This window comes from Streptomyces sp. NPDC050704, from assembly GCF_040654355.1.
Lineage (GTDB): Bacteria > Actinomycetota > Actinomycetes > Streptomycetales > Streptomycetaceae > Streptomyces.
Window position 1 is genome coordinate 1 of sequence record NZ_JBFAHW010000143.1, and the last position, 25,863, is coordinate 25,863.

A 25,863-nucleotide genomic window follows, 5' to 3' on the forward strand; every position below is an offset into this window, starting at 1 on the left:
AGCAGCGAGCACATGCAGATCGGCGAGGTCGCCGCACGGACCGAGCTGTCGCTGCGCACCATCCGGCACTACGAGGAGACCGGCCTGGTCATCCCCTCCGCCCGCTCCCAGGGCGGCTTCCGCCTTTACACCGAGACCGATGTCGCCCGCCTGATGGTCATCCGCCGGATGAAGCCGCTCGGCTTCACCCTGGACGAGATGCGCGACCTGCTGGAGGTCACCGACCGCCTCGACTCCGGCGAGGAGCTCACGGCGAACGAGCACGAAGCCCTGCTGGAGCGTGTGCGCGGCTATGAGCAGGGCGCGGCCGAGCAGGTGGAAAAGCTGCGGACCCAGCTGGCCCGGGCCGAGGAGTTCGCCGCCACCCTGCGCGAACGCCTCACCCGCACCCCCGTCCTCTGACACCCGCCGCCACGACGGCGAGAGGCCGGATCATCCCGACCGGCCGGCTGCGGTTTCCAGGCTAGGCACCGGGTGCGCGCACAGTCGGCCGAGACGGGCGCGCAGGATCTCGATAGCGGCGCCCGGCCTGCGCCGGCCGACCAGAACACCGGCGCCCAGGCCATGGCTGAGCAAGAGCAGGTGAATGGCCTCGGTCGCCGCATCCCGCCGCCGGTCCGACGCGCCGTCATGCTTGGCCTGTTGCAGCACATCGGTCAGCTGCCGCTCCAGGCGGTCAGGGCCAGCGACGAAGGACTGCGCGGCCAGTTCGGGGTCGGTCACCTCTGACCTGGAGGCGGCGGAGAAGGCGCCACAGGCAACAGGTGAGCAGCGTCCTCTGATCTCAACGGAGTGAGGAGCAAATCCAGGGCCGCCTCCACGCAGCACGGAGATGAAATCGCGCCGCCAGGCTCATGAACAGCGACGACGCCCACGGATAAAGTCGCGGGCCGATCCCGCTTCGCCGTCGTGGAGAAGACCGCATGAGTGTGGGTCCAGGTGGTGCGGACCGTCCCGGATTCGGCCTTCAGCCTGCGGCACGGCCGCAAGAGGGGCGCCTACGGGATTCCGTGCCCGCAGAAGTCGGCGAACGTGGCGTGATCGCCCTCGTGTATCTGGCCAGTGTGTCGGCGGGCGTGGCACTGGGTCGGTTCGTGCCGTTGGAAGCGGAGGTCGGGGAGGCCTTCGGGCTCTCGCTGGCCGCCTACGGGTGGCTGGTCTCCGGTGTCTCCGTGATCGCGGCCGGTCTGGCGCTGCCCACAGGGTTGTGGATAGCGCGACGCGATCTGGACGGCGTGCTCTGCACGGGGCTGGGCGTGATGCTGCCGGAGGTGATGGCTCCCGCGACGTGGCTGTCGTACAGCGCCCGGGTCCTGGAAGGGGTGGAGTATCTGGCGGTGGTCGTCGCCGGGCCGATGCTTCCGGCAGCCCGGTGCCGGCAAACCACGGAGCGCCGGGCCCTCGCCCTGTGGAGCACCTTCACCCCGGTGGGCCTCGCCCTGATTTCCACGGTCGCCACCGTTGACGTCCCCGTAGTGCAGGCACTCACTACCGGATGTGCGCGGGCGTTCCTGGCCATCGCTGCGGTCCTGGCCGTCGTCGCTGTCGTATCGCTCGCCCTGCCACACCACCAAGGTGATGCCCGCTAGGCGGGGAGCGTCGCCGTCTGCGCGAACTGGGCTTCGTACAGGTGCGCGTACGCCCCGCCGGCGTCCAACAACTCCTCGTGCGTGCCCTGTTCGACGATGCGGCCTGCCTCCATGACGAGGATGGTGTCGGCGTCGCGGATGGTGGTGAGCCGGTGGGCGATGACGAAGCTGGTGCGGCCGGTGCGCAGGTCGGCCATGGCGTGCTGGACGAGGGCCTCGGTGCGGGTGTCGACGGAGGAAGTGGCCTCGTCGAGAACGAGGATCGATGGCCCGTTGAGGAAGGCGCGGGCGATGGTGAGCAGTTGGCGTTCGCCGGCGCTGAGACCCTCGCCGTTCTCGTCCAGGAGGGTGTCGTAGCCCTCGGGCAGGGTGCGGATGAAGTGGTCGGCGCGGGCCGCCTTCGCCGCGGCCATGATCTCCTCATGTGTGGCGCCGTCCTTGCCGTAGGCGATGTTGGCGGCGATGGTGCCCTCGAAGAGCCAGGTGTCCTGGAGCACCATGCCGATGTGGGCGCGTAGTGCGGCGCGGGGCAGCGTGGCGATGTCCGCGCCGTCGAGGGTGATGCGGCCGCGGGTGGGTTCGTAGAAGCGCAGCAGCAGGTTGACCAGGGTGGTCTTGCCGGCGCCGGTGGGACCGACGATGGCGACGGTCTGGTGCGGGGCGACGGTGAGGTCGAGGTCCTCGATCAACGGCTCGGCCGGCTCGTAGCGGAAGGACACCTGCTCGAACTCCACCTTGCCGATGACCTGCTGGAGTCGCTGGGACGCCTCCGGCTCGGGGCTCTGCTCGTCGGCGTCGACGAGCTCGAAAAGGCGCTCCGACGACGCGACGCCGGACTGGACGATGTTGACCAGGGCGGCAGCCTGGGTGATGGGGTTGTTGAACTGCAGGGTGTAGATGATGAACGCCTGGATCTCGCCGACCGTCATCGCGCCGGACGCCACCCGCAGCCCGCCGAGGACGGCGACGGCCACGAAGGTGACGTAGCCGAGGAAGGCCAGCGCGGGCTCGATGACGCCGGAGAAGAACTGGGCGCGACGACCGGCCTCGAACGCGGCGTGGTTGCGCTGGTCGAAGACTCGCTGGGCGTCGTCGCCCCGGCCGAAGAGCAGTACCTGGTCGTGTCCGGTGAACATCTCTTCGACGTGGGCGCTGAGTTCGCCGGTGGCCCGCCACTGCTTGGTGAACTCGGGCTGCGAGCGGCGGCCCAGTAGCCGGGTGGTGACCGCGGCCACCGGCAGGGACGCCAGCGCGACCAGGGTGAGCAGCGGTGAGAGCCACAGCATCATGCCCAGCACACCGACGACGCTGAGCAGCGACACCGTGATCTTGGTGAGGAGCTGCTGGAGGGTGAGGGCGATGTTGTCGACGTCGTTGGTGAGCCGGGAGATCACGTCGCCGCGCGGGCGGCGGTCGAGGTAACTCAGCGGCAGCACGGTGAGTTTGGCGGATGCCTGCTCTCGCAGCCGGTAGGCGGTGCGCTGGCCGATGTCCTGGGCCAGCCGTCCGCGGGCGAGGGCGCAGGACGCGGAGACGGCGACGAGGCCGGCCGCCACCGCGAGCACCCGCCCGACCCGCGCGAAGTCCACTCCCCCGGCGGCCGACCCGCGCACGATCAGGTCGGTGGCGTGCCCCAGCACCATCGGCACGGACACGGTCAGGGCCACGCTCACCATGCTCAGCGCCAGGCACAGGATCAGCAGCCGCCGGTCGGGGCCCAGGGCACGCAGCAACCGTCCGGCCGAGCGGCGGAAGTCCTGGGGCTTGGCGGTGCTTTCGGCTTCGGCCGTCATACGGCCGCCTCCTCTGCGGTCATCTGGGAGAGGACGATCTCCCGGTAGGTCGGGCTGGCATCCATCAGTTCGCTGTGCGTGCCGCTCGACTCCACCCGGCCCTCGTCTAGCACGACGATGCGATCGGCGTGGCGGACGGTGGACACGCGCTGGGCGACGATGACGACCGTCGCGCCGGCGGTCCGCTCGGCCAGTGCCGTGCGCAGGCGGGCGTCGGTGGCCGCGTCCAGGGCGGAGAAGGAGTCGTCGAAGAGGTACACGTCCGGCCTAGCCAGCAGTACCCGCGCGATGGCCAGACGCTGGCGCTGCCCACCCGACAGGTTGCTGCCGCCCTGCGCGACAGGCGCGTCGAGCCCGTCGGGCAGGGCCTCGACGAAGTCGCGCGCCTGCGCGGCCTGTAGCACCTGCCACAGCTCGTCATCCGTCGCGTCCGGGCGCCCGTAGCGCAGGGTGGAGGCGATGGTGCCGGAGAAGAGGTACGGCTTCTGCGACACCAGCCCGACGGTCGCCGACAGTGTGGCCCGGTCCGCCTCGCGTACGTCCGTGCCCCCGACGAGGACCTGTCCGTCGCTCACGTCGAAGAGTCGAGGTATCAGGTGCATCAGTGTCGTCTTGCCGCTGCCGGTGGAGCCGACGACCGCGATGGTCTGCCCGGGCCGGGCGGTTAGTGACACCCCTCGCAGGACGGGCTCCTCGGCACCCGGATAACGGAAGCCGGCGTCGCGGAGCTCCAGACGGCCGGCCTCGCGCAGCTCGGTGACCGGCGAGGCGGGCAGGGTCAGACTGCTGCTGGCGTTCAGGACCTCACGGATGCGCGTCGCACACACACTCGCCCGGGGTGCGAGCACGAACGCCATCATCGCCATCATCACGGCCTGCAGAATCTGCGTGAGGTACTGCAGGAACGCGATCAGCGTCCCGGCCTGCACCCCGCCGCCGTCCACCCGGTGCCCGCCGAACCACAGCACCGCGATCCCCGAGAACTCCATGATCAGCATCGCGGTCGGCATCGCGAACGCCTGCATCCGCCCCAGCCGCAGGCCCACATCCAGCAGATCCTGGTTGACCCCGGCGAACCGGTCCTGCTCGTGCCGGTCACGGACGAAGGCCCGTACCACCCGGATCCCGGTGATCTGTTCCCGCACCACCTTGGTGACCCGGTCAACCCGCTGCTGCAGCGAGGCCGACAGCGGCATCTGCCGTCCGAAGATCACCCCCATCGCGCAGGTCAGCACGGGCAGCACCACCACGAGCAACAACGACAACGGCGCATCCAGACGCACCGCCATCACCAGCGCGCCCACACCCATCAACGGGGCAGCCACCACGAGGGTGAACACCAGCACGACCAGCGTCTGGATCTGCTGCACGTCGTTGGTGCTCCGGGTGATCAGCGAGGCCGTACCGAAGCGCCCGACCTCGCGCACGGAGAAGGTCTGCACCCGCGCGAAGACCTGCGCCCGCAGATCACGCCCCAGCGCCATCGCCGTCCGCGCGCTCACATACACGGCCGCCGCGGCACACGTCATCTGCACCAGCGTCACACCGAGCATCACCCCGCCGACCCGCAGCACATGCCCCGTGTCCCCGGTCAGCACCCCGTGGTTGACGGCCTCTGCGTTCAGCGTCGGCAGATACAACGTCGCGGTGATCTGCACCAGTTGCAGGACGCCGATTGCCGCCACAGAACGGGCGTAGGGACGAAGGACGGCGGCCAGCAGACGTAACAGGACGCTCACGCGAGCCCTCCTCGTCCAGCCTCCTCCCCCGCGAACCCACCGGCCGCCCAAGGGCCGTTGACGGCCAGGCGAGGCAAGGGCACAGCGAGTGGGGCGCACTTCGCCCGAAGCACGGGCCCTTCCGGCATGGGCGGAGGGAAGGCGGGCGTCGGGGCGGACGGGACAGCGGGCTGGGGCATGGCGGACTCCGGGCCGAGCGTCACTGAAATTGTCACTCAGTGGCAGTATGCCATGAGAGGCAGTAACGCATCAGAGGCTTTTTCTGGTGGACGGCTTAAGGTGACGTGCATGGCGACCCCGACCTCCGACCCCTCCACGGCCGCGGCCAATACCCACAGCCCGGACGACCGCGTCCTGCCGCTGCGCGAGCGCAAGAAGCAGCGCACCTTCCGCGCCCTCGCCGACGTGGCCCTGGCACGCTTCACCGAGCGGGGTTTCGACGAGGTGACCCTCGACGAGATCGTCGACGAGGTGGAGATCGCCAAGCGGACCTTCTTCCGCTACTACTCCTCCAAGGAGTCCGTCGCCCTCGCCACCGAAGCCGAGCTCTGGATCGCCTACGTCGAGGAGTTCACCGCGACCGACCTGCACGGCGACGCGCTCACCGCCCTGCGCACCGCCCTGACCACCGCCATCACCGGCATGGACGACGACTGGCCGCGCCGCTTCCTGGCCACCCGCCGCCTCGCCGCCGGCCACAACGGCCTGCGCAAACACAGCCTCGTCATGGCCGCCCACCACCAGGAACAGATCGTCGAACAGCTCGAAGCCAAGCTCGGCCGGGACGGTCGCGAGGACGTACGCCTGCGTCTGCTCGGTGAAATCGCCTTCGGCGCCTACCGAGTCGGCGCCAAGAACTGGACCGCCGGACGCGGTAAAGGCGCCGGCAGCCGCGGCAAGGGCGGGCGCGCGACACTCGCCGCCCGCGTGAGCGAGGCATTCGACGCCGTTCCCGACGCCATCACGCTGACCGCCGACTGACGCCGCCCACGATGGGGACCTGCCCGACCCGACCGGCCCGGACATCGAGAGCGCCCGCTCCCCACGGGACGCTCCCCAGACGCGCATTGGAAAGCTGCCAGGTGAACTGGTCGACGCGCAGCCGTCGGCCGCCGCCACGACGGGCTGAGGGAACGACCGACGGTCAACGACCGCAGCACTGGCTTCTCCTCATGTGCCGCCGTACTGCCGAGTCTTGAGTCCGGATCCCGGCATAGGGATGGCTGACCATGCTTTCTCCAAGATCGGATTGTGGTCCGAGAACTCGTGCCCGGAGAAAAGATCACGCAGGGATGCCCCGCCCTTGTCCGTGCGTCCGAGCAGCACGCTGGCAAGGCTCGTGTCCGTGATGGTCACGGCCTGTTCCAGTTCGTGAATGGACGAGATGGTCACGGGCGTGGTGATGGCTGGGAATGAAGCGCGCAGCTTCGGCGTGTTGATCAGGTGGAACGGCTCCAACGTGATGACCATGCCGAGCACCGGCCTGTCCGTCGGAATGTGCGCGAAGGCGGTGTGCCGGTCGGCGATGAGGCCGGCGGACTTCTCGATCTGCTTGAAAGCATGGCCGAGCCGCGAGTTCAGGGTGGCCGCGAAGTTGTCCAGCCCCAGCCACAGACCAGTCGTGGGGCGGGCCGACTTCACCTCGACCAGCAGGACCAGGTTGGGGAAGACGACGATCCAGTCGATGCCCTTGAGATTCTGGGTCCCTTCCTTGTAGCTGATTTCAGGGTGGACGTCGGCGTCGGGCAGTAGCCGTAGGTGGCGACCGACGTATTGCTCAAGGAGCTCGCCGTAGTCACGGGTGACCGCTTGGCCGCGAGCCTCGACAGCCGCGTGAAGGACGCCCAAAGGGCTGGCCTTGCCGAGAACGGCGTTGTTCACAGGGACGAGGTAGCCGTCGCCGTACCCGCCCACCAGCGGCCGACTGCGCAGGGGGTTGGGTTTGTATCGACGCAGTAGAGGGTCATCCGTGACCGGGAGGGTGCCCTGGAGTCGCCTCGCGGTGGTCACGAAGTGGCGCTCGAGGACGGCGGTCACCTCCTCGGGGGTAGCCAGGCTCCCGAACTCGTCGATCCCAGACCCGGCGGCCCATCCGGGATGGAAACGTCCGCGCAGTTCGAGCACCGGGTGTTGGGTGACCGCGCCCCAGATCAGCCTCGTAAGTCCTACATAGTCGGCCAGCGAGCAGCCGAAGAGATCCTGGTCCCAGCCGGGCTTGATGACTTCGAGGTCCCGCCCGGGTGTGGTGTGCGCCAGCAGGGCGATGGTGCGGGCGAGTTCGGCGTAGTCATCCACCTGCCAGCTGAACTGCTGGCCGCTGATCCTCAGCAGGTAACGGTCCAGCCGGTCACCGGGTTCCTGATGGCGGACCGGGTCGTCCAGGGCCAGGTGATAGCCGACGATCTGCGCCAGGTCCCGGGTGGTCGCCGGGGCCCGGTGGTTCTCCTGGCCCGAACTGAGAGAGACCCACGCGGCATCGGCAAGCGCCCACGGCCCGTACATGCCGAGGCCGAGTGATCCCAGACCTCGGACCGGAGGAAGCCCAGCGCTGGTAGAGGCGATCAGCTGCACCAGCGAACTTGGCGAATGACGCAGCACCCGCTTGAGGTATGTGCTCTCTGGGACCGGGTGCCTGGGGACGGTAAGCCGCATAATTAGAGATTCTTCACCGTGTCGATGCGGGCCGCCTCGGATTTTCGCTCAGCTCCGAGCATTCCTCACCAACACCTCGCCCCCGGCCCTATGTCGTACGGGCCGGCGGACGACGCGATCCGGCTCGACCGCACCAGGCACCCAAATCGCCGATGCCCATTCACATCAGCCTGGCTGGTCGACGATGAACTGGCGTGCGTAAATGCCGCGCAGCGAAATGATCTGTGCTCATACGTTCAAGCCATGAAGAGCGCGACAAGCGAAGACCGATACCTCAGCCGAGTCCTGACGCTGCCCGACAACACCAGGTTGTATTTGAGTTGGACCGAAGCCCCTCGAAGGAGTGAGACGTCACCCTGCACAGCGTCCACGCGGGAGACGACGCCAAGACCGGACCCCTGCCAGGTGTCGCACAACGCTCCAGAGGGCTTCAGCCGGTCGCTTGTCCCCATGGGCTGCAGGTGAACCCGGGGACGCTGTTCGGGTCGGGGCTCCACTGCTGGTGCCTCCGGCCAGTCGGCCGGACGGCGGCGCTCAGCCCGTAGGCGGTCTGAATCGCGGCATTCGCGGGCTGGCCCGACGAGGACGGCCGAGTGGTAGATCAGCGTCCCCGCGCCGCTCGGGCGTCGCGTCGGCGTTTGACGGCCCGTCTCGCCATGCCGGTTCCGATGATGGCGGCCGCCAAGTTCACTGCCGCCGTACCCAGCGCAATGAGGCCGTTGATCATTTCCATCTGCACAGCTCCTGGTGTCGTTCGCGATCAGCCAACGCCCTGAATCTCGCAGGCCGAAAGTTGTTGCGGCAGGGCCAACAGCCGTGATGGGCGATCTTTCTGACGGGCGGAAACAATCCCTGGCAGGATGCCTCTGCGGAGGGGGTTGTTGCGGGGGATGCAAGATTCACGGCCTGGGCGCCGACTGAAGCCCTTGAGTAGAAAGCTGAGTCCGGAGATGACCGCCTGGGTCACCCGGCTGCGCGAGTTCTATACCGGCCTTGACATGACGTACGTCGAGCTCGTGGAAGTACTGGGTGGTGACCCTTCGACTCTGTCGCGGTACTTCAACGGTGTGCGTCTGCCGGAGATCGGCTTCCTGGGCCGTCTCTACGAAGCCGTGGAGACGAAGACCCAGTCCCCGGTTCAGATGACGGTCAAGGAGTCGGTCCGGGAGCTGTATTTCGCTGCCTGCCGCGTCCACGAACCACACCGACATGAGGTCTACGTCCTGCGGGAGCAACTCGACGAGGCCAAGAGCCGTGCCGAGCAAGCCCAGCAGACCATCTGGGACCTTGAGTCGACGCTCACGACCGAGCGGATCAAGCGGGCCACCGCCGAGGCCGCTCTGCACCAGTTGGAGACTCAGACCACCCGCAATGTTGATGACGCCCTGCAGCAACGCTGGGAGGCCCTGGCCGAGCGGGATCGCCTGGATGAACTGGTCTCCAGACATTCGAAGGAGCTGGCCGAGTCCGTACGCATGCGCTACCTCATCGCCCAGCAGCACGGTGAGCTCGTACTGGCTCTGGCCCGGGCAGAGCAGGCTCTTGAGGAGGAACTTGAGCGCCGTTGGAGCCAGCGCGATGAGCCCGAGGCGACCAGGCCGCGTAGACGATGGCGCTGGGGTGCCAGACGGCGGGAACTCAGACAACTCCACGCGGCCGCTCACCAGATCATGTTTGAGCTTCCCCATCTGCTGGAGGAAGCAGCCAAATCCGGCAGCACGGTGAACATCACCACGGAACCGCTCGGGATTAAAGCCAAGGGCCGGATCGGGGAGGTAGCCGCAGCTTTCGAAGAGCTTCAGTATCAGACGGTGCAACTGGCCGCTGGCCAGGCCCTGCTGCGAGGCAGCCTCAACGCGATGTTCACCAACCTCTCGCGCCGTTCCCAGAGCCTGATCCAGCATCAACTGAAGCTGATCTCCGAGCTGGAGGCCCGCGAGGCCGACCCCGACCAGCTGTCCTCGCTGTTCAAGCTCGACCACCTCACGACCCGCGTGCACCGTAATGGCCGGAACCTTCTCGTCCTCGCCGGTGAGGAGCCCGACCGCCGCTGGACCCGCCCGGTCCCGCTGGTCGACGTGCTCCGCGCCGCCGCATCCGAGGTGGAGCAGTACGAGCGCATCGAGTTCGCCGCAGTGCCGACCACCGAGGTCGCGGGCCATGTCGTCAACGACCTCGTGCACCTGCTCGCCGAACTGCTCGAGAACGCCACCTCGTTCTCCCCGCCGCAGACCAAGGTCACAGTCATCGGCCGAGCGCAGCCCGACGGGCGCCAACTGATTGAGATCCACGATGTCGGCAGCGGTCTCCCGCCCGAGGACCTCGCGGTCATCAACGAACGGCTCGTCTCGCCGCCCCTCGTGGACGTCTCGGTCTCCCACCGCATGGGTCTGTTCGTGGTCGGACGGCTGTCACAGCGCCACCGCATCTGCATCCAGCTACGCCCGTCCGATTCCGGTGGCACGACCGCGCTGGCCATGCTGCCGGCCGACTCCATGGCCGGGGCGCAGCCGAAGCGAACCGAACCGGATGCTTAAGAGGTCCTAACAAAGCCGTTGGACGTGGCGGTGGGTGATGTGGCAGGTGGCGGGGCCGAGGAAGGCTTCGTGGATGTCGTTGCGTCGTTCCCACCAAATCCGCAGTCGGCGGAAGCCGTGCAGCCAGGCCATCGTCCGCTCGACCACATACCGGAAGATGCCCAGGCCACTGCCGTGTTGCCTGCCGCGCTCGGCGATGACCGGACGGATGCCACGGGCCCACAGCAGACTCCGGTACTTGTCGTGGTCGTAGCCCAGGTCGGCCAGCAGCGCGTCGGGCCGGTGTCTGGGGCGGCCGACGGCGCTGGCCACGGCCGGGACCTTGTCCAGCAGCGGCAGCAACTGCGTGACGTCGTTGCAAGGCGGGTAGCTTCATCGAGCTGCGCCTGTCTCAGCGACGGGGCGTGGCTCTCCCCCGCCGTCACCAGAGTGTTCGGATGGTTCCGCAGCTGCCGGCTCGTTCGATGCCGCCCAGGGAACCGCCTCGCTCCGCCGCCGTCCGGGCGGCCGTTGGTCGAGCTGATCGGGAGCCGTCGGCAGCCGAGGCCACCTTCACGATTGCCGGGATCCGGCAATGTCACGGAGCCCATTGCGCGTGTAAGCGATCTGTCAAAGACGCGTCAAAGACCTGTAAGGTTCCCCTCGGTGTGCCGGGAAGCCTGGTCGGCGAGTAGGGGATCGCTCTCTCTTTCGATCGGGGGTTTCGGCCATGGTGCTCATTGTGGTCTTCGGGGTGGCGCTGCTCATCGCGGTGCTGTTGTCAGGGCTCGCGGCCCGGACCGTGTTGTCCACCTCCTTCCTCTTTCTGGTCGGCGGCGCGCTGGTCAGTGACGGATTCCTCGGGCTGATCCACATCACGCCGGACAGTGAGATCGTGTCCGTGACGGCCGATCTGGCGCTGTTCGCGGTGCTGTTCACCGACGGCATGCACGTCTCCTTCCCGAAGCTGCGCGCCAACTGGAAGAACCCGGCCCGCGCCCTCGGGCTCGGCATGCCGGTCGCCTTCGTCGGCATGGCGCTGCTCACGCACTACCTGGTGGGCCTGGACTGGACGACGTCCTTCCTGGTCGGCGCAGTCCTGGCACCGACCGACCCGGTGTTCGCCTCGGCCATCGTGGGCCGCAAGGAAGTCCCGGCGAAACTACGGCAGTTGCTCAATGTGGAGAGCGGTATCAACGACGGGCTCGCCCTGCCCGTCGTCCTCATCTTCATCGCCGCGGCCGGGCCCACGTCCGGGCATGCTGAGGCCTCCCTGCCGAAGATCGCGCTGGAGCTGGTTCTCGGGCTGGTCTTCGGTGTCGTGCTGCCGCTGGTCGTGATCGGTCTCGTGCGGTTCCGGCTGCTGGGCGCCGAGCCGAAGCTGCAACCGCTGCTGCCGCTGGCGATCGGCGTGATCCTGTACGCGACGTGCCACCTCACGCACGCCAACCCCTACCTCGCGGCGTTCTCCGCGGGCGCGGTGCTCACCGCTCGCTCCCCGGAGGCGAAGACGGCGTTCGAGCCGCTCGGCGAGGCGCTGGCCGAGCTGGCGAAGTTCGCGGCGCTGCTCGTGTTCGGCGCGCTGCTCACCCCGCAGCTCTTCGGGGACCTGTCGGTGGGCGGCTACGTCGCCGTCGTGCTCGCCATCGTCCTGATCCGTCCGGCCTCGCTGCTGCTGTCGCTGGTCGGCACCCGGTTCACCCGGCAGGAGAAGCTGGTCGCCGCCTGGTTCGGACCGAAGGGCTTCGCCTCGGTGGTGTACGGGCTACTGGTGCTGCAGGCCGGGATCCCTCAGGGCGAGGAGGCGTTCACGCTCATCGCCGTCTGCATCGCCTTCTCGATCGTCGCGCACAGCAGCACCGACGTGCCGATCGCCCGCCTGTTCCACGTCGATGACCTGGCCGGGGTGCCCAGCGCCCGACAGGACGAGGACACCGCCCGCCCCACCGAGGAGACCGGCCACGCCGGCGCGTGAACTTGCCGAGCCTTGACCGTTCGCGACCACGAACACCATCGCGTCCCCGTTCGCCCTGGGCCTGCCGGTGTGAACCAGGAACCCCTCCGCCCGCGCCCTCAGCCGGGATACGGGTACGCGCTCAATCCTGCGCACTCGGCCCGCCCGGATCACCGACCGTCACCGGCTCGGTCGTGGCCCTGGTGGCTTCGACGTCTTGGCAATCACGTACGCGCCCGTGCAGACGGCCAGTCGATTCCGGCCGCGGCCAGGATGCGTCCGTACTTCGTGAGGCGGCGCCGGGCGAGGTACAGGCCGAGTGCCCACAGTGCGGCGAAGAACAGCCAGATGGCGGCGCAGACCAGCAGGGCGGTCAGGGTGAAGCCGGTCTGGGAGAGCGGGATGAGCATGGCGAGCGGGAGGATCACGAGGGCGATCAGGCCGCGCCGCCGGTGGCTGCGGCTGTAGTCGACCATGATGCGGGCGTGCAGCAGGTCGACATCGCGCCGGACTTGGGGCAGCGGGCGCAGGCGGCTTCCGCCGGGGCGCATGCCGGGCAGCGGGCCGCCCTGGAGCGCGGTGGGGTGCTGTTCGGCGGTGCGGGTGGCGCGCTCCACCGCGTCCGGTGTACGGCGGAAGGAGAAGTACGGGTTCGGGCTCCCCTTGGGTGAGATGGAGGACAGGCCGTCGTACTGGTAGCCGTACTGCTCGGCGACGTAGGCGAAGGCCGCGAACTTCCGCCAGGACCGCTGCAGATTGCGGGCGTCGTGCCGATGCGCGCCTTGCGAGCCGTCCCGCAGCAGGGCCTTCAGCTGGGGCTGCAGGAACATCGCGCCTCCTGGTTCCGTTTTTGCGGACACTGTCAGCATGCCGTAGCGGTGTGTTCACGACGATGGCGGAACCACTCACCTCACGGATAGCTTCCTATCACCTGGGTAATCAGGCTCCCCACGGACGGGAGGCGAGCGGCAGACGTAGGGGGATGAGCGGTGGGTTCGTCGAAGTATCCCAATCTGGGGTTTGATCCGGCGCCGGGAGATCTGGAGACCGTGCGGCTGATGGTCTCCGCGATCGGCCGGGTCAACCGGGACAGCGGCACCGCACAGACGCAGCTCAGCAAGATCGGTACGTCCGACGGGATCTGGGTGGGCAAGTCGGCCGAGACGTTCACGAAGTCCGTGGACAAGATTCCCCCGTACCTCAAGAAGGCGCTCGACTCCGTCGGCTCGGCTCACCGGGCGTTGTCGGGCTGGGAGACCAGCCTGGACGGGTTCCAGGCGCGGGCGCGCACGCTGGAGGAGGAGGCCGCCGCGGCCGCCCAGAAGGTGAGCACCGCGAAGGGCACCCTCGACGGCCTGCCGGAGAACACGTCCGCCCTTTCCGACAAGGAGAAGGACGAGCACGAAAAGGACAAACGGGGCAAGCAGAAGGCGTACGACACGGCCAACGACGAGCTGGAGGCCGTTCGCGGCCGAGCCCGCACTCTCCACGCGGAGTACACCACCGCGGCGGACGCCACGGCCCGCACGATCAAGGACGCCGCGGACGACGCTCCGCCGGAACCTGGCTGGTTCGACGACCTGGTGGACGGCTTCACGGACTTCCTGTCCGACGCCTGGAACGTCCTGTCGGACCCGAACTTCTGGAAACTGGTCGGCGACATCCTCGCCGACATCGCCATGGTCATCGGCGTGATCTGCCTCGTCGCCCTGGCCCTGGGCACCGGCGTGGGCGCCCTCGGTCTCATCGGCCTCATCGTCGGCATCGGCGCCCTGGCCGCGCACAGCGCCGCGATGATCGGTGGTGCCGAGGGCGTGACCTGGGAAACGCTCGCCTGGGACGCACTCGGCGTAGTCGCGGGCGGGGTGGGGCTCGCGGGCGCCAAGCTCGCCCAGGCCGGCCGGCTGATGGTGCAGTCCGGGCGGACGCTGCGTGCGTCCGAGGGCTTCATGGCGGCGCTCGGCAGGATCGGCCCCGGCGCCTGGGGGAACATCGCCAAGATCCCCAGCGGCATGGCCAACTCCCTGCGCGGTTTCGCCATGTCGGGCCAGGGCTGGGTCCATGTCGCCACCGGCAGGACGCTCGACGTCGTCGGGACGGTGACCGGCGCGGGCTTCGCGGCGGGCTCCAACACGAACGAGGGCCGGTGGCTGGACAGCGACTGGAACATCTCCGACATCCCCGTCGTCGGCCCGGCCGCCGGGTTCTTCGACTACGAGGCCCCTGACAATGAGCCCAAGACGATGGCGCCCGGCCCGCTGGGACCGCGGTTCGACGCGGGCACGACGCTCACGTCCGCCGGAGACAGCTTCACCAAGGGCCTGCAGCCCTCGAACTTCGGAACCGTCGCATGACCCACAACCCGGTCGAAGCCGCCACCGCGCGGGAGATTCCGTACGCCTTCCAGTACACCGTGCCCGACGAGTTCGTCCGCCTGCCCGACCTCACGGCCACCGAGGGGTGGCGCGAAGCCCTGGCCACACTCATCCCGGACGCCGACGAAGACCAACTCACCTCAGCCACCGAGCAGTTGCGTGCCACCCTGCCAGGACTGTCCGCGGGCGGCGAGGAAACCGTCGCCCTCACGGCCATGTGCCTGGGCACCGAGGACGTGGACGGTGACGAACGGCTGTCCATGGGTCTGCTCGCCGTCACCGTGAAACCCAGCGGGCACCGGGACCGGCTGCTGGCCGCCGAGGGCATCTATCGCGCGAAGGAGCAGAAGTTCTTCACCGGCGAGCGTGGGCTCCAAGAGCTCGATTTCGCGCTCGGCAAGGGCGTACAGGGCAGACAGGACATGCTGCTGGCGGCCAAACTGCCGTCCGGCCCCGGCGTCATGTCGGCATCCCTGCGGCTGCTCACCCTGCCCGCGGGCTTCGCGGCCGAGACCGGCATCGCCGACGTCGCCGGCACGGGGGAGGCAGTGCGTCCGACGCTTCCCATGGCCCTGCTCCAGCTGATCGTGCCGGCGCCACGCGACTACTGCGTGTACGTGACGATCTCCACGCCCTCGGTGTTCCTGCTGGACTCCTACTGCGGACGTCTGGCGCAGATCGGCCGGACGTTCACCTTCGAGGTGCCGGTGGCGGCAAAGGCCTGATCCTCAGTCGGTTGAGTAAGCGCTACTTATTGCTCTCGCTCGTCTTCTTCTTCAACTCGTCGTACAGCTTGTCATCCAGCTTCCGGAACTCCTCCGCCGCCTTCTTGGCGAACTTCGACACGCCCTTGGTGAGCTTGGACAGCTCCCCGAAGCCGTAGTCCCAGGAGTCCGCGAACTCGTCGCACGCGGACTCGAGACCACCGTGGCCGATCTGTGTCGAGTCGGCGTGCTTCATCTCCCTGGAGGCGGACTTCATCTGGCCCCCGCTGCTCTCCAGCGTGCCCGCCATCTCCAGCACTTCATCGCCCGCGAACTTCAGAAAGGACATTCCGGCTCCCCCAGTTTCCGAGCCACATGCATCGTCTGGTGGCTCAAGAGCAGTGACGTTAGGCGCGGGTGAGCGGTTTCACCAGCCGCTGGCGTTGCCCGGGCGGTCACACTTCCTTCTCCGGCCAGCCCAGGAGCCGCGCGCCGATCACCGCGGTCTGCAAGGTGTAACGGTGCACGGGTTCCGCCGGGTCGGCACCGGTGAGCTGGTGAACGCGTTCCAGGCGGTACGTCAGAGCGCGCACGCTCAGATTGAGGCGGCGAGCCGTTTCGGCCGCGACACAGCCGGTGTCGAAGTACGCGGTCAGGGTGTCGATGAGGGTTCCCGCGCCACCCCGCGCCGACCGCAGGGGCCCGAGGGTGTTGAGGACGAGGTCGGCCATCGCCTGCCGGTCGCGGGTGAGGACCGGATAGACGAGGAGATCCGCGGCGCGCAGCACGGGTTCGTCGAGATGCAGCCGGGGAGCCAGGTCGAGGGCGTTGAGGGCTTCCTCGTAGGAGTGGACGACGCCTCCGGCGCCCGGGTGGGGGCGTCCGATGGCGACCTGACCGCCGTCGGTGGCCGCGTGTGCCTGTTTGGCGAAGAAGGTCAGCACCTCTTCCTGGTCGCTGGGAGCGATGCAGATGAGCCGGCCGTCCTTGGTGGTGAGCAGGATGCGCCGCTCACCGAACCGGCTGACGAGTGCGCTCTCCACGTGCCGGGTGGCCGGATGGATGTCGTCGACCGGTTCGCGGCTCTGGGCGACGGCGACCGCGTGGGCCCGAGACAGAAGCAGTCCGAAGCGTTCGGCGCGCTCGGCCAGGCGTCCCAGGTCACTGCGGCCGTAGAGCAGGTCGTCGATGAACTCCCGGCGGGCGGCCTCCTCCTGGCGCACCGCGAGCTTTTGTGCCCGCTCGTGTCCTTCGGCGAAAGCGTCCACCGCCTGCTCGACCGCGGCCAGCAGGCGGTCGGTTTCGGCGGGTGTGGGGCTGGGCCAGGCTTCGCGGGTCGCGGACAGATGCCGGCGTACGAGCGTCCTCAGTCCGAACCCCGCCTCGGCGGCCCGCTCTCCCTGAACCCGTAGTGACTCCAGCTCATCGCGGGTCAGGCGGCGGCCGGTGGCGCAGACGTCGGCCAGGATCTGGGTGTACCCCGCCACATACTCGTCGGGGATCTCCAGCCGTGTCACGCGCTCTCCTCTTGCCCTTGACGCGCCGATGACGTCGTCCTGACGCACGGTAGACAAGGGTCGCAGACCCGCACGGATGATCGGGCTCGGCATGGGCGGCACTTCCGGTGTTGCCGAGTTCGAGCAACACGGCGGCGCGGGTGCCGCCGCAACGACAGGACCCGTCGCCTGTTGCCCGCCTTTCTGACAGGCCGGCCAACACGTCGTGGGCAGCAACCGGCACCCGGACCTGAGTGAACACTGCCGGGATCCGGCAATGCGAGGGCGGGTCTGCCACGGGCAAGATGTCCCCGGGGGAGTCACAGGTTGCCCGGGTGTCAATACCGGCAGGATGCCGGCGCTCGGCGCCGGCGCCCGGACTGCTCCATCGGTCAGATGCGATGACGCAATGAACGGGGGGGGACATGCGGGCGTTTCTCGAAGCGGCTACCGGCTTTCCCACTCTCCTGTTCACAGCCGCCCTCGTCGTGGTCGTCGGATTCTGGGTTCTCGTCGCCTTCGGCGTGGCAGGCTCCAACAGTTTCGACGCGGATGCGGATCTCGACAGCTGGGGCATGGGCGGCGTGCCGGTGGCGGTAGCACTGTCACTGTTGACGGCGCTCGGCTGGATCCTCGGTCTGGGTACGGCGATCCTGCTGGACGTGTTCGGGCCCTCGGGAGTCCTCGGCGGGCTGCTGCGCCTGGGTGTGCCAATCGGGGCTGTTCCGGCCGCCTGGCCGCTGACCCGCCTGTTCGTACTGCCGCTGCGCCCTCTCTTCCCCGATGAACCCCGGCCGTCCCGGCGCACCGAGGCTCACGTCGGCGGCGGTACCGCTTCGCCGTGTGCCACCGGCCATGCCGAGAAACCCTTCCGGGGCGCGCCGTATGTCTCCGCGATCGACTCGCGAGACAGCGCCGCCGCGCTCCCGACTCGGGATCGCGCTGCCTGAACCGCGCCGCCACCCGGGTCGGCCCGGCGCCTTCCTTCCTCGGGCCTTTCCTTCTTCGTGATGCAACTCCCCTACGCCTCAAGGACGTATGCCATGAATGCCATCTCTGTGGGCATCGGCGTGCTCGTCGCCGTTGTCCTGCTTGCCACACTCGCCCTACTGCTCGTCTTCTCCCGGCTGTTCCGCAAGGTGGAGCAGGGCAAGGCGCTGATCGTCTCGAAGATGCGGAAGGTCGACGTGACCTTCACCGGGCAGGTCGTGCTCCCGGTGCTGCACAAGGCCGAGGTGATGGACATCTCGGTGAAGACCATCGAGATCATGCGGGCCGGCCGGGACGGGCTGATCTGCCAGGACAACATCCGCGCGGACATCCGTATCTCGTTCTTCGTACGGGTCAACAAGACCGTCGAGGACGTCATCAAGGTCGCCCAGGCGATCGGCACGGCCCGGGCCAGCGACAAGGACACCCTGCAGGAACTGTTCAACGCGAAGTTCTCCGAGGCGCTGAAGACCGTCGGCAAGCAGATGGACTTCACCGACCTCTACACCAAGCGCGAGGAACTGCGGTACCGGATCATCGAGATCATCGGCATCGACCTCAACGGCTACAGCCTTGAGGACGCAGCCATCGACTACCTGGAGCAGACGCCGCTCTCCCAGCTCGACCCGGCCAACGTCCTGGATGCCCAGGGCATCCGCAAGATCACCGAGTTGACGGCCATCGAGCACGTGCGCACCAACGAGTTCCAGCGCACCGAGGAGAAGGAGATCACCCGGCAGAACGTCGACGCCCGGGAGGCCATCCTCGAACTGGAGCGCCGCCAGACCGACGCGGAGATCAAGCAGCGGCGGGAGATCGGCACCGTGCGGGCCCGTGAGGAGGCCGAGACGGCGCGGGTGGTGGAGGAGGAGCGGCTGCGGTCGCAGGGCGCGTTCCTCAAGACCGAGGAGCAGCTCGGCATCCAGCGCGAGAACCAGGCCCGTGAGGTGGCCGTCGCGCAGAAGAACCGCGAGCGGGTCATCGCCATCGAGAACGAGCGCATCGAGAAGGACCGTCTCCTCGAAGTCATCGCCCGGGAGCGGGAGACGGAGCTGACGCGGATCTCCGCCCAGAAGGAGGTCGAGGCGGAGAAGCGGGAGATCGCCGAGGTCATCCGGGAGCGCGTCGCGGTGGACCGTACGGTCGCCGAGCAGGAGGAGTCCATCAAGAAGCTGCGCGCCGTGGAGGAGGCCGAGCGCGACCGGCAGACGGTGATCATCGCCGCCGAGGCGCAGGCGCAGGAGAAGCTGGTCAAGGACATCAAGGCGGCCGAGGCCGCCGAGCAGGCCGCCGTACACCGCGCCGCCGAGCAACTCACGCTGGCGGAGGCGGGGTTGAAGGCCGCCGACCTGGACGCGCGGGCCAAGCTGCGGCTGGCCGAGGGCATCCAGGCCGAGGCGGCCGCCGAAGGGCTCGCGGCCGTCCAGGTCCGCGACAAGGAGGCCGAGGTCATCGAGAAGGCCGGCCTCGCCGAGGCGGAGGCCACCCAGGCACGCCTCAAGGCGGAGGCCGAGGGCGCACGGGCGAAGGCGCACGCGGAGGCCGAGGCGATCGGCGGTCGGCTGAAGGCCGAGGCGGCCGGGCTGACCGAGAAGGCCGCCGCGATGGCCGCCCTCGACGACGCCTCCCGCGGCCACGAGGAGTACCGGCTGCGCCTGGAGGCCGAGAAGGACATCCGGCTGGCCGGCCTGGAGGTGCAGCGGCAGGTCGCCGAGGCCCAGGCCACGGTGCTGGCGACCGGCCTGGAGAACGCCGACATCAACATCGTCGGCGGGGAGTCCGTCTTCTTCGACCGCCTCGTCTCCTCGATCGCGCTCGGCAAGAGCGTCGACGGCTTCGTCCAGCACTCCGAGACCGCGCAGGCCCTCGCCGGGCCGTGGCTGAACGGCACGTCGAGCTTCACCGACGACCTCAGCCGCGTCCTCGGCTCGGTCTCCACGGCCGATGTGCAGAACCTGACCGTCTCCGCGCTGCTGATGAAGCTGATGCGGACGGGCGGCGCCAACGCCGGCCGCCTGGAGCAGCTCATGGACCGGGCGGGCGAACTGGGCCTGGCCGACCTGCCGCTCGCCGAGTTCAACGGCGGCGTCAAGGCCTGATCATCCGCCCCACGGTCCGGAGCTGCTGCCCAGGGGACGGCAGCTCCGGACCTCGCTCCTCGAAGGGAAGCTGGACCATGGCAACCGGCCCGGACACCGGTACGCACGAGGCGCTCGACACCGGCACGTACGAAGTGCTGCGCGGCCGACTCGCCGCGCAGGCCGCCGACCTCGCCCGGCGCGCCGAGGCGCTCAACGCCCGCCGCACCGAGGAGTTCGGCTCGACGCGGCTCGAACTCACCGGCACCGAGCACATCCGCACCGAGCGCCAATGCGTTCCTCGCGACCTCGTCGCCGTCGGTGACCGCCTGCTGTTCGGCCACAACGTCTTCCTCGGCACCAAGCCGGAGACGACGGTGGGCGACGTCTTCGCGTTGTACGACCACGACCTGAACCGGCTGCCCGAGGACGCCGTCCCCGGCCTCCTCGACGACCCGGCCTTCGTACGGGAGTTCGCCGCCCTCCACCGCTACTACCGCCAGGCCCATCTCCTCCAACTGCGTCGCGTGGACGGCAAGTTGCTGGCTGTCTTCCAGACCGGTGAGAAGGCCGAGGACATCCGTGTCCTGCGCTGGACGCTGTCCGACGACGACCGGGCGTCCTTCCTCGACGCGCGCGGCGAACGCGATCACGTCTTCCCGCCGTCCCACGACTTCGAGTGGACCGCGGCGACCCGTGAGGACCACGTTCTCGGCCGCCACCCGCATGTCTCCGTTCAGGGCGAGCTCTTCGTCGAGACGGTCGGCGGGACCCTCACCGTCAAGGTCGAGGACGACACCGAGACCGCAGAGGGGATCTACGCCGAGCCGGTCGACGAGCCGCTCCAGTCCCTCGCCGACGCCGACATCGCCCACGCACGCGTGGGCGCCCTGGTCCTGTTGCGGATCCACCCCTACAAGGAGGACGCGCCTCGGTACCTGGTGTTCAACACGCTCACCAGAGCCGTCGTACGCCTCGACGGCATCGGACAGGCCTGCCGCCGCCTGCCCGAGGACCAGGGCATCGTCTTCCCGGGCGGCTACTGCCTGGCCACCGGCGCGTACAAGACCTTCGACGCGACCGACACGGCCGACCTGGAGTTCGAGCGCATGGTCCGCTCGCCCAACGGCGAGGACGTGCTCTTCGCGTTCCACGCGCGCGCGGAGGGCCGCAGCCTGCTTCTGCCCTACAACCTGATCCGCAAGGAGGTCGCCACCCCGCTGTCCTGCCACGGCTGGGCCCTCTTCGACGACGGCACACTCATGGTGCTGCGCACCGGCGGCGACGAGCCGGCCCGCGTCCATCCCGTCCAGCTGTGGCGCTCCCCGTACGTCTCCGACACCCACGCGGCCACCACCCCCACCGGCACCGGCCCGCTGGCCCGCGTGGGCAACGCCGACCTCGTACGCGGCATCTCCGACTGCCTGTCCATCACCCGCGCGGTCGCGGACATGACCCCGACCGGCGAGGTGTACGAGGCCCTGGTCGCCGCCTGCGTGCGCGCCGCCGACACCTACCACTGGCTCGGCGACGCCGAACTGGGCAGTCTGCGCACCCCGTTGGACGAGGTCCGGGCCACGGTCGGGCAGGTGCTGACCGAGTTCGAGACCGTGCAGGCCCTCACCCGGCAGGCCGCCGAGGCCCTCGACGAGGCGGCCCAGCGCATCACCTCACTCGTACGGCGTCTGCGCGGCGAGGTGCCGCGGGACGCCGCCGCCTGGGTGAGCGGACTGACCGAACTGCGCCACGCACAGGGCCACTTGCTGACGCTCAGAGAGAGGCGGTACGCGGACACCGCCCGCATCGAGGCGTTGGCCGAGGACGTCGAGGCCGACCTCGCCGCATTCGGCCGGCGCGCCGTCGCCTTCCTGGCCCGCGAGGACGCGTTCACCGGCCACCACCAGGACATCGAGCACCTCGTCGCGGACGCCGAGTCGATCGCCACCGTCGCCGAGGGCGCGCCGGTCACGGCCCGGCTGGACGAACTGGCCGACGGGCTGCGGACCGTCACCGAGGTCGTCGCCGGCCTCGACATCGGCGACGCCACGGTCCGTACGTCCATCCTGGAGCGCATCGCCGCAGTGCTGGGCGGCGTGAACCGCGCCCGCGCCACGCTGGACGCCCGCCGCCGCGAACTCCTCGACCGCGAGGGGCGGTCCGAGTTCGCCGCCGAGTTCGCGCTCCTCGGCCAGTCCGCCGCCGGCGCGCTCACCGCCGCGGACAGCCTGGAGTCCTGTGACGAGCAACTCGCGCGTCTGCTCGTCCAGTTGGAGACTCTGGAGTCGCGTTTCGCGGAGTTCGACGACTTCCTCGGCCGGCTGGCGGACAAGCGAACCGAGGTCTACGAGGCGTTCTCCGCCCGCAAGCAGACCCTCGCCGACGCCCGCGCCCGCAGGGCCGAACAGCTCGCCGCCTCGGCAGAGCGGGTTCTGGAGACCGTCGTCCGGCGTGCGGCCACTGTCGCCGACACCGACGCGGTGAGCGCGTACTTCGCCTCCGACCTGATGGTCGCCAAGGTCCGGCGGACCGCGGACGAGCTGCGCGACCTGGGCGACCAGGTACGGGCGGAAGAGCTGGACGGCCGACTGCGGGCCGCCCGCCAGGAGGCGGCCCGCGCCCTGCGCGACCGCACCGACCTCTACGCGGACGACGGCCGCACCATCCGCCTGGGCCGCCACCGCTTCACCGTCAACACTCAGCCCCTCGACCTCGCACTGGTTCCGCACGGCGACGGCCTTGCCTTCGCGCTGACCGGCACGGACTACCGTTCGCCCGTGACGGACCCGGAGTTCGCGGCGACCCGCCCGTACTGGGACCGGCCGCTGGCCTCCGAGTCCCCCGAGGTCTACCGGGCCGAACACCTAGCCGCCCGGCTCCTGGACGAGCACGGCCCGGCTCACCTGGCCGAGGCCGACGACCTCGCCGCCCTCGTACGGCAGGCCGCGCAGGCGTCCTACGACGAGGGCTACGAGCGCGGGGTCCACGACCACGACGCGACCGCGATCCTCGCCGCGCTGCTGCGGCTGCACGAGGGAGCGGGCCTGCTGCGGCACCGGCCGGACGCCCGCGCCGCGGCCCAGCTCTTTTGGGCCCACGGCGCCGCCGCCGAGGTCCGCGAGAGCTGGGCGCTGCGGGCGGTGTCGCTGGCCCGCGCCCGCGACACGTTCGGGCTCGCCCCGGCGATCGCGGACTTCCAGGCGGAGCTGGCGACCGCGATGCGTCGGACGGAGCCGACGCGCGTGACGTGCCAGGGGGACACCGGGGCACTCGCCTCCGCGTACCTCTTCGAGGAGCTGACAGCCGGGCCCGAGGGGTTCGTCATCAGTTCGGCCGCGCGCACACTGCTCGACAAGTTCCGGCACACGGTGGGCACTTCGGCGTACGACGAGGACCTCGCCGTGCTCGACGACCTCGCCGCACGCCGCCAGCTGGTGGAGGCGTGGCTGTCCGCGTACCTCTCCGCCACCGGCACACACCCTGCCCCCGGCGACCTCACCGAAGCCGTGGCCGCCGAACTCTGCCCGACCCTGCCGCGCTACGAGTCCGACGCGCCGGTGACCGAGATCGTCGAGGGCCTCCTCGGCACCCACCCGCGCATCACCGGCCGTACGCTCACGATCCGCATCGACGAACTCCTCGCCCGTACCCGCGACTTCCGCAGCCACGACGCGCCCGGCCACCGCGCCTACCAGCGGCAGCGCACGGCCCTGGTCGCCGCCGAGCGATCCCGTGTCCGGCTGGACGAGTACCGTCCGCGAGTGATGACCGCCTTCGTCCGCAACCGGCTCATCGACGAGGTCTACCTCCCGCTCATCGGCGACAACCTCGCCAAGCAACTCGGCACGGCCGGTGACGGCCGGCGCACCGGCACGGGCGGCCTGCTCCTGCTCATCTCGCCACCCGGCTACGGCAAGACGACGCTCGTGGAGTACGTCGCGGACCGGCTCGGCCTCGTCCTGGTCAAGGTCAACGGCCCGGCCCTCGGGCGCGCGATCACCTCTCTCGACCCGGCCGAGGCTCCGAACGCCACGGCCCGCCAGGAGATCAAGAAGATCAACTTCGCGCTGGAGGCGGGCAACAACACCCTCCTCTACCTGGACGACATCCAGCACACCTCGCCCGAACTGCTGCAGAAGTTCATCCCGTTGTGCGACGCCACCCGCCGCATCGAGGGCGTGTGGAACGGCGAGCCCCGCACCTACGACCTGCGCGGCAAGCGCTTCGCGGTCTGCATGGCCGGCAACCCCTACACCGAGTCGGGCGACCGCTTCCGCGTACCGGACATGCTCGCCAACCGCGCCGACGTCTGGAACCTCGGCGACGTCCTGACCGGCAAGGAGGACGCCTTCGCGGTCAGCTTCATCGAGAACGCCTTGACCGCGAACGCGACCCTGGCCACCCTCGCGGGCCGCGACCGCACCGACCTCGACCTGCTGATCCGGCTGGCTGAGAACGACTCCACGGCCGACGCCGACCAACTCACCCACCCCTACGCCCCCGCCGAACTGGAGCAGATCCTCGCCGTCCTGCGCCACCTGCGCACCGCGCGCGAGACGGTCCTGGCGGTGAACGCGGCCTACATCGCCTCCGCCGCCCAGTCCGACAGCACCCGCACGGAACCGCCCTTCCAACTCCAGGGCTCCTACCGCAACATGAACAAGATCGCCCAGCGCATCCAGCCCGTCATGAACGACACGGAGCTCGCCGCCGTCATCCACGACCACTACACGGCCGAGGCCCAGACCCTCACCACCGGAGCCGAGACGAATCTGCTGAAGCTGGCCGAGCTCCGCGGCACCCTCGACACCGAACAGGCCGCGCGGTGGGCCGAGTTGAAGACCACGTACGCCCGCACGCAGGCTCTCGGCGGCCCGGAGGGCGACCCGCTCACCCGAGCCGTCGCCGCCCTCGGCCTCCTCGCCGACCGCGTGGCCGCCGTCGAGTCGGCGATCACCCGCGCCACCGACCCCCGCCACCTCATCGCCAACCCTGCCGCCCGCCACGCGGCCCGCCGCACGGGATGAATCCTGGAAGCCGTCTGCGGTCGACAAGGGTGGCGATCATGCCCCACGTCGACCGATGACGTTACGGATGCTCACCGATCGCTGCCCCTGGTTGGCGTGGAGAGGCGGACGGCAGGGGGGTCGGAGGTGACACGGTCGGCCTTGGCCGCGTCGGCGAGGGCGGCGGCTGCGGCTTGCGCGGCCTGGGCCGTGTCGTTGGCGGCCTGCTCGGCCATGTCGTCCGAGGGCTTCTCGCGGGTGGCCGGCGACTGGGGCAGCACCTCGGTGAAGGCGCGGGACACGCCCTGGAGTGCGGCGGTGATCTCGCTGGGGATCACCCAGAAGTTGTTGCCCGAGCCCTGGGCGAGTTGGGGCAGTGTCTGGAGGTACTGGTAGGCGAGCAGCTTGGGGTCGGGGTCGTTGCGATGTACGGCCTGGAACACCTCGTCGATGGCCCGGGACTGGCCCTCGGCCTGAAGGATCGCGGCGGTCCGGTTGCCCTCCGCGCGCAGGACGGCGGCCTGCTTGTCGCCTTCGGCGGTGAGGATCTGGGACTGGCGTTGCCCCTCGGCCCCGAGAATCGCGGCCCGCTTGTCCCGCTCGGCCCGCATCTGTTTCTGCATCGCGTCCTTGATGGACTGCGGAGGGTCGATGGCCTTGATCTCCACCCGGTTGACCCTCAGCCCCCATTTACCGGTGGCCTCGTCCAGCACACCACGCAGCTGGCTGTTGATGGTGTCCCGTGAGGTGAGGGTCTTTTCCAGGTCCATGGATCCCACGACGTTGCGCAAGGTGGTGACGGTGAGCTGCTCGACCGCCTGAAGGAAATTCGCGATCTCGTAGAAAGCCGCTCGTGGGTCGGTGACCTGGAAGTACAGAACGGTGTCGATCTCGACGACCAGGTTGTCCTCGGTGATGACCGGCTGTGGTTTGAAGGACACGACCTGTTCTCGCAGATCGATCACCGGGTGAAC

Annotated in this window: 17 protein-coding genes and 2 pseudogenes; 10 read left to right on the top strand and 9 right to left on the bottom strand. The window is 69.2% G+C overall.

The window, feature by feature from the left end; translation table 11 throughout:
• The coding region (locus tag AB0I18_RS45440) for a MerR family transcriptional regulator (protein ID WP_363111681.1) at positions 1-402 on the top strand (402 nt) is incomplete at its 5' end.
• 30 nt (positions 403-432) lie between these two features.
• On the opposite strand, the gene AB0I18_RS45445 is transcribed toward AB0I18_RS45440, so the two are convergent.
• Complete coding sequence (locus AB0I18_RS45445) at positions 433-723, bottom strand: hypothetical protein (RefSeq protein ID WP_363111682.1); 291 nt, start codon at positions 721-723, stop codon at positions 433-435.
• Between the two features lie 287 nt (positions 724-1,010).
• On the opposite strand from AB0I18_RS45445, the gene AB0I18_RS45450 reads away from it, so the two are divergent.
• A complete protein-coding gene (locus AB0I18_RS45450; protein ID WP_363111683.1) occupies positions 1,011-1,589 on the top strand; it encodes a hypothetical protein in 579 nt (192 codons plus the stop codon).
• Here AB0I18_RS45450 and AB0I18_RS45455 read toward each other — a convergent pair.
• Together AB0I18_RS45455 and AB0I18_RS45460 are read right to left on the bottom strand one after the other, a co-directional pair.
• Positions 1,586-3,382, bottom strand: a complete 1,797-nt coding sequence (locus tag AB0I18_RS45455) for an ABC transporter ATP-binding protein (protein ID WP_363111684.1) — start codon at positions 3,380-3,382, stop codon at positions 1,586-1,588. The genes AB0I18_RS45450 and AB0I18_RS45455 overlap by 4 nt on opposite strands.
• On the bottom strand, positions 3,379-5,121 hold the full coding sequence (locus AB0I18_RS45460) for an ABC transporter ATP-binding protein (RefSeq protein ID WP_363111685.1): 1,743 nt from the start codon (positions 5,119-5,121) through the stop codon (positions 3,379-3,381). The genes AB0I18_RS45455 and AB0I18_RS45460 overlap by 4 nt, the downstream gene beginning before the upstream one ends.
• Before the next feature lie 288 nt (positions 5,122-5,409).
• Here AB0I18_RS45460 and AB0I18_RS45465 point away from each other — a divergent pair, with 288 nt between their 5' ends.
• Positions 5,410-6,102 (top strand): TetR family transcriptional regulator, encoded by a 693-nt coding sequence (locus AB0I18_RS45465; RefSeq protein ID WP_363111686.1) that lies wholly within the window; start codon positions 5,410-5,412, stop codon positions 6,100-6,102.
• Between the two features lie 189 nt (positions 6,103-6,291).
• Here AB0I18_RS45465 and AB0I18_RS45470 read toward each other — a convergent pair whose 3' ends face one another.
• A complete protein-coding gene (locus AB0I18_RS45470) occupies positions 6,292-7,623 on the bottom strand; it encodes a hypothetical protein (protein ID WP_363111687.1) in 1,332 nt (443 codons plus the stop codon).
• A 1,781-nt stretch (positions 7,624-9,404) separates the two neighbouring features.
• On the opposite strand from AB0I18_RS45470, the pseudogene AB0I18_RS45475 reads away from it, so the two are divergent.
• A pseudogene (locus tag AB0I18_RS45475) lies at positions 9,405-10,265 on the top strand (ATP-binding protein); the annotation flags it as partial.
• A gap of 51 nt (positions 10,266-10,316) precedes the next feature.
• Here AB0I18_RS45475 and AB0I18_RS45480 read toward each other — a convergent pair.
• A pseudogene (locus AB0I18_RS45480) lies at positions 10,317-10,667 on the bottom strand (transposase); the annotation flags it as partial.
• 352 nt (positions 10,668-11,019) lie between these two features.
• On the opposite strand from AB0I18_RS45480, the gene AB0I18_RS45485 reads away from it, so the two are divergent.
• Positions 11,020-12,264 (top strand): cation:proton antiporter, encoded by a 1,245-nt coding sequence (locus AB0I18_RS45485; protein ID WP_363111688.1) that lies wholly within the window; start codon positions 11,020-11,022, stop codon positions 12,262-12,264.
• A gap of 203 nt (positions 12,265-12,467) precedes the next feature.
• On the opposite strand, the gene AB0I18_RS45490 is transcribed toward AB0I18_RS45485, so the two are convergent.
• Positions 12,468-13,073 carry a hypothetical protein gene (locus tag AB0I18_RS45490; RefSeq protein ID WP_363111689.1) on the bottom strand — a complete coding sequence of 202 codons (606 nt, stop codon included), beginning with the start codon at positions 13,071-13,073 and terminating at the stop codon, positions 12,468-12,470.
• A gap of 159 nt (positions 13,074-13,232) precedes the next feature.
• On the opposite strand from AB0I18_RS45490, the gene AB0I18_RS45495 reads away from it, so the two are divergent.
• Positions 13,233-14,597: a putative T7SS-secreted protein gene (locus tag AB0I18_RS45495; RefSeq protein WP_363111690.1), complete on the top strand. Its 1,365-nt coding sequence runs from the start codon at positions 13,233-13,235 to the stop codon at positions 14,595-14,597.
• A complete protein-coding gene (locus AB0I18_RS45500) occupies positions 14,594-15,343 on the top strand; it encodes a hypothetical protein (RefSeq protein WP_363111691.1) in 750 nt (249 codons plus the stop codon). Before AB0I18_RS45495 ends, AB0I18_RS45500 begins: the two co-directional genes overlap by 4 nt.
• Before the next feature lie 22 nt (positions 15,344-15,365).
• Here AB0I18_RS45500 and AB0I18_RS45505 read toward each other — a convergent pair whose 3' ends face one another.
• Both AB0I18_RS45505 and AB0I18_RS45510 read right to left on the bottom strand, forming a co-directional pair.
• Positions 15,366-15,671 (bottom strand): hypothetical protein, encoded by a 306-nt coding sequence (locus AB0I18_RS45505; protein ID WP_363111692.1) that lies wholly within the window; start codon positions 15,669-15,671, stop codon positions 15,366-15,368.
• Between the two features lie 106 nt (positions 15,672-15,777).
• Positions 15,778-16,839, bottom strand: coding sequence for a helix-turn-helix domain-containing protein (locus AB0I18_RS45510; RefSeq protein WP_363111693.1), 1,062 nt, complete (start codon positions 16,837-16,839; stop codon positions 15,778-15,780).
• A 404-nt stretch (positions 16,840-17,243) separates the two neighbouring features.
• Between AB0I18_RS45510 and AB0I18_RS45515 the strand changes: the two genes are divergently transcribed.
• The 3 genes from AB0I18_RS45515 (at position 17,244) to AB0I18_RS45525 (ending at position 24,910) form a co-directional block, all read left to right on the top strand.
• Positions 17,244-17,768 carry a hypothetical protein gene (locus AB0I18_RS45515; RefSeq protein ID WP_363111694.1) on the top strand — a complete coding sequence of 175 codons (525 nt, stop codon included), beginning with the start codon at positions 17,244-17,246 and terminating at the stop codon, positions 17,766-17,768.
• A gap of 93 nt (positions 17,769-17,861) precedes the next feature.
• Positions 17,862-19,907, top strand: coding sequence for a flotillin family protein (locus AB0I18_RS45520; protein WP_363111695.1), 2,046 nt, complete (start codon positions 17,862-17,864; stop codon positions 19,905-19,907).
• 77 nt (positions 19,908-19,984) lie between these two features.
• Positions 19,985-24,910: a DNA repair ATPase gene (locus AB0I18_RS45525; protein ID WP_363111696.1), complete on the top strand. Its 4,926-nt coding sequence runs from the start codon at positions 19,985-19,987 to the stop codon at positions 24,908-24,910.
• A 71-nt stretch (positions 24,911-24,981) separates the two neighbouring features.
• On the opposite strand, the gene AB0I18_RS45530 is transcribed toward AB0I18_RS45525, so the two are convergent.
• Positions 24,982-25,863: paraslipin (locus AB0I18_RS45530; RefSeq protein ID WP_363111697.1), on the bottom strand; the 882-nt coding region annotated here is incomplete at its 5' end.

What these genes read in the sequence shown, in the direction of transcription:
- AB0I18_RS45455 (WP_363111684.1), bottom strand. Translation starts at nt 3,382, where the DNA reads ATGACGGCCGAAGCCGAAAGCACCGCCAAGCCCCAGGACTTCCGCCGC.
- AB0I18_RS45465 (WP_363111686.1), top strand. Translation starts at nt 5,410, where the DNA reads ATGGCGACCCCGACCTCCGACCCCTCCACGGCCGCGGCCAATACCCAC.
- AB0I18_RS45470 (WP_363111687.1), bottom strand. Translation starts at nt 7,623, where the DNA reads ATGTACGGGCCGTGGGCGCTTGCCGATGCCGCGTGGGTCTCTCTCAGT.
- AB0I18_RS45485 (WP_363111688.1), top strand. Translation starts at nt 11,020, where the DNA reads ATGGTGCTCATTGTGGTCTTCGGGGTGGCGCTGCTCATCGCGGTGCTG.
- AB0I18_RS45490 (WP_363111689.1), bottom strand. Translation starts at nt 13,073, where the DNA reads ATGTTCCTGCAGCCCCAGCTGAAGGCCCTGCTGCGGGACGGCTCGCAA.
- AB0I18_RS45500 (WP_363111691.1), top strand. Translation starts at nt 14,594, where the DNA reads ATGACCCACAACCCGGTCGAAGCCGCCACCGCGCGGGAGATTCCGTAC.
- AB0I18_RS45505 (WP_363111692.1), bottom strand. Translation starts at nt 15,671, where the DNA reads ATGTCCTTTCTGAAGTTCGCGGGCGATGAAGTGCTGGAGATGGCGGGC.
- AB0I18_RS45515 (WP_363111694.1), top strand. Translation starts at nt 17,244, where the DNA reads ATGCGGGCGTTTCTCGAAGCGGCTACCGGCTTTCCCACTCTCCTGTTC.
- AB0I18_RS45520 (WP_363111695.1), top strand. Translation starts at nt 17,862, where the DNA reads ATGAATGCCATCTCTGTGGGCATCGGCGTGCTCGTCGCCGTTGTCCTG.
- AB0I18_RS45525 (WP_363111696.1), top strand. Translation starts at nt 19,985, where the DNA reads ATGGCAACCGGCCCGGACACCGGTACGCACGAGGCGCTCGACACCGGC.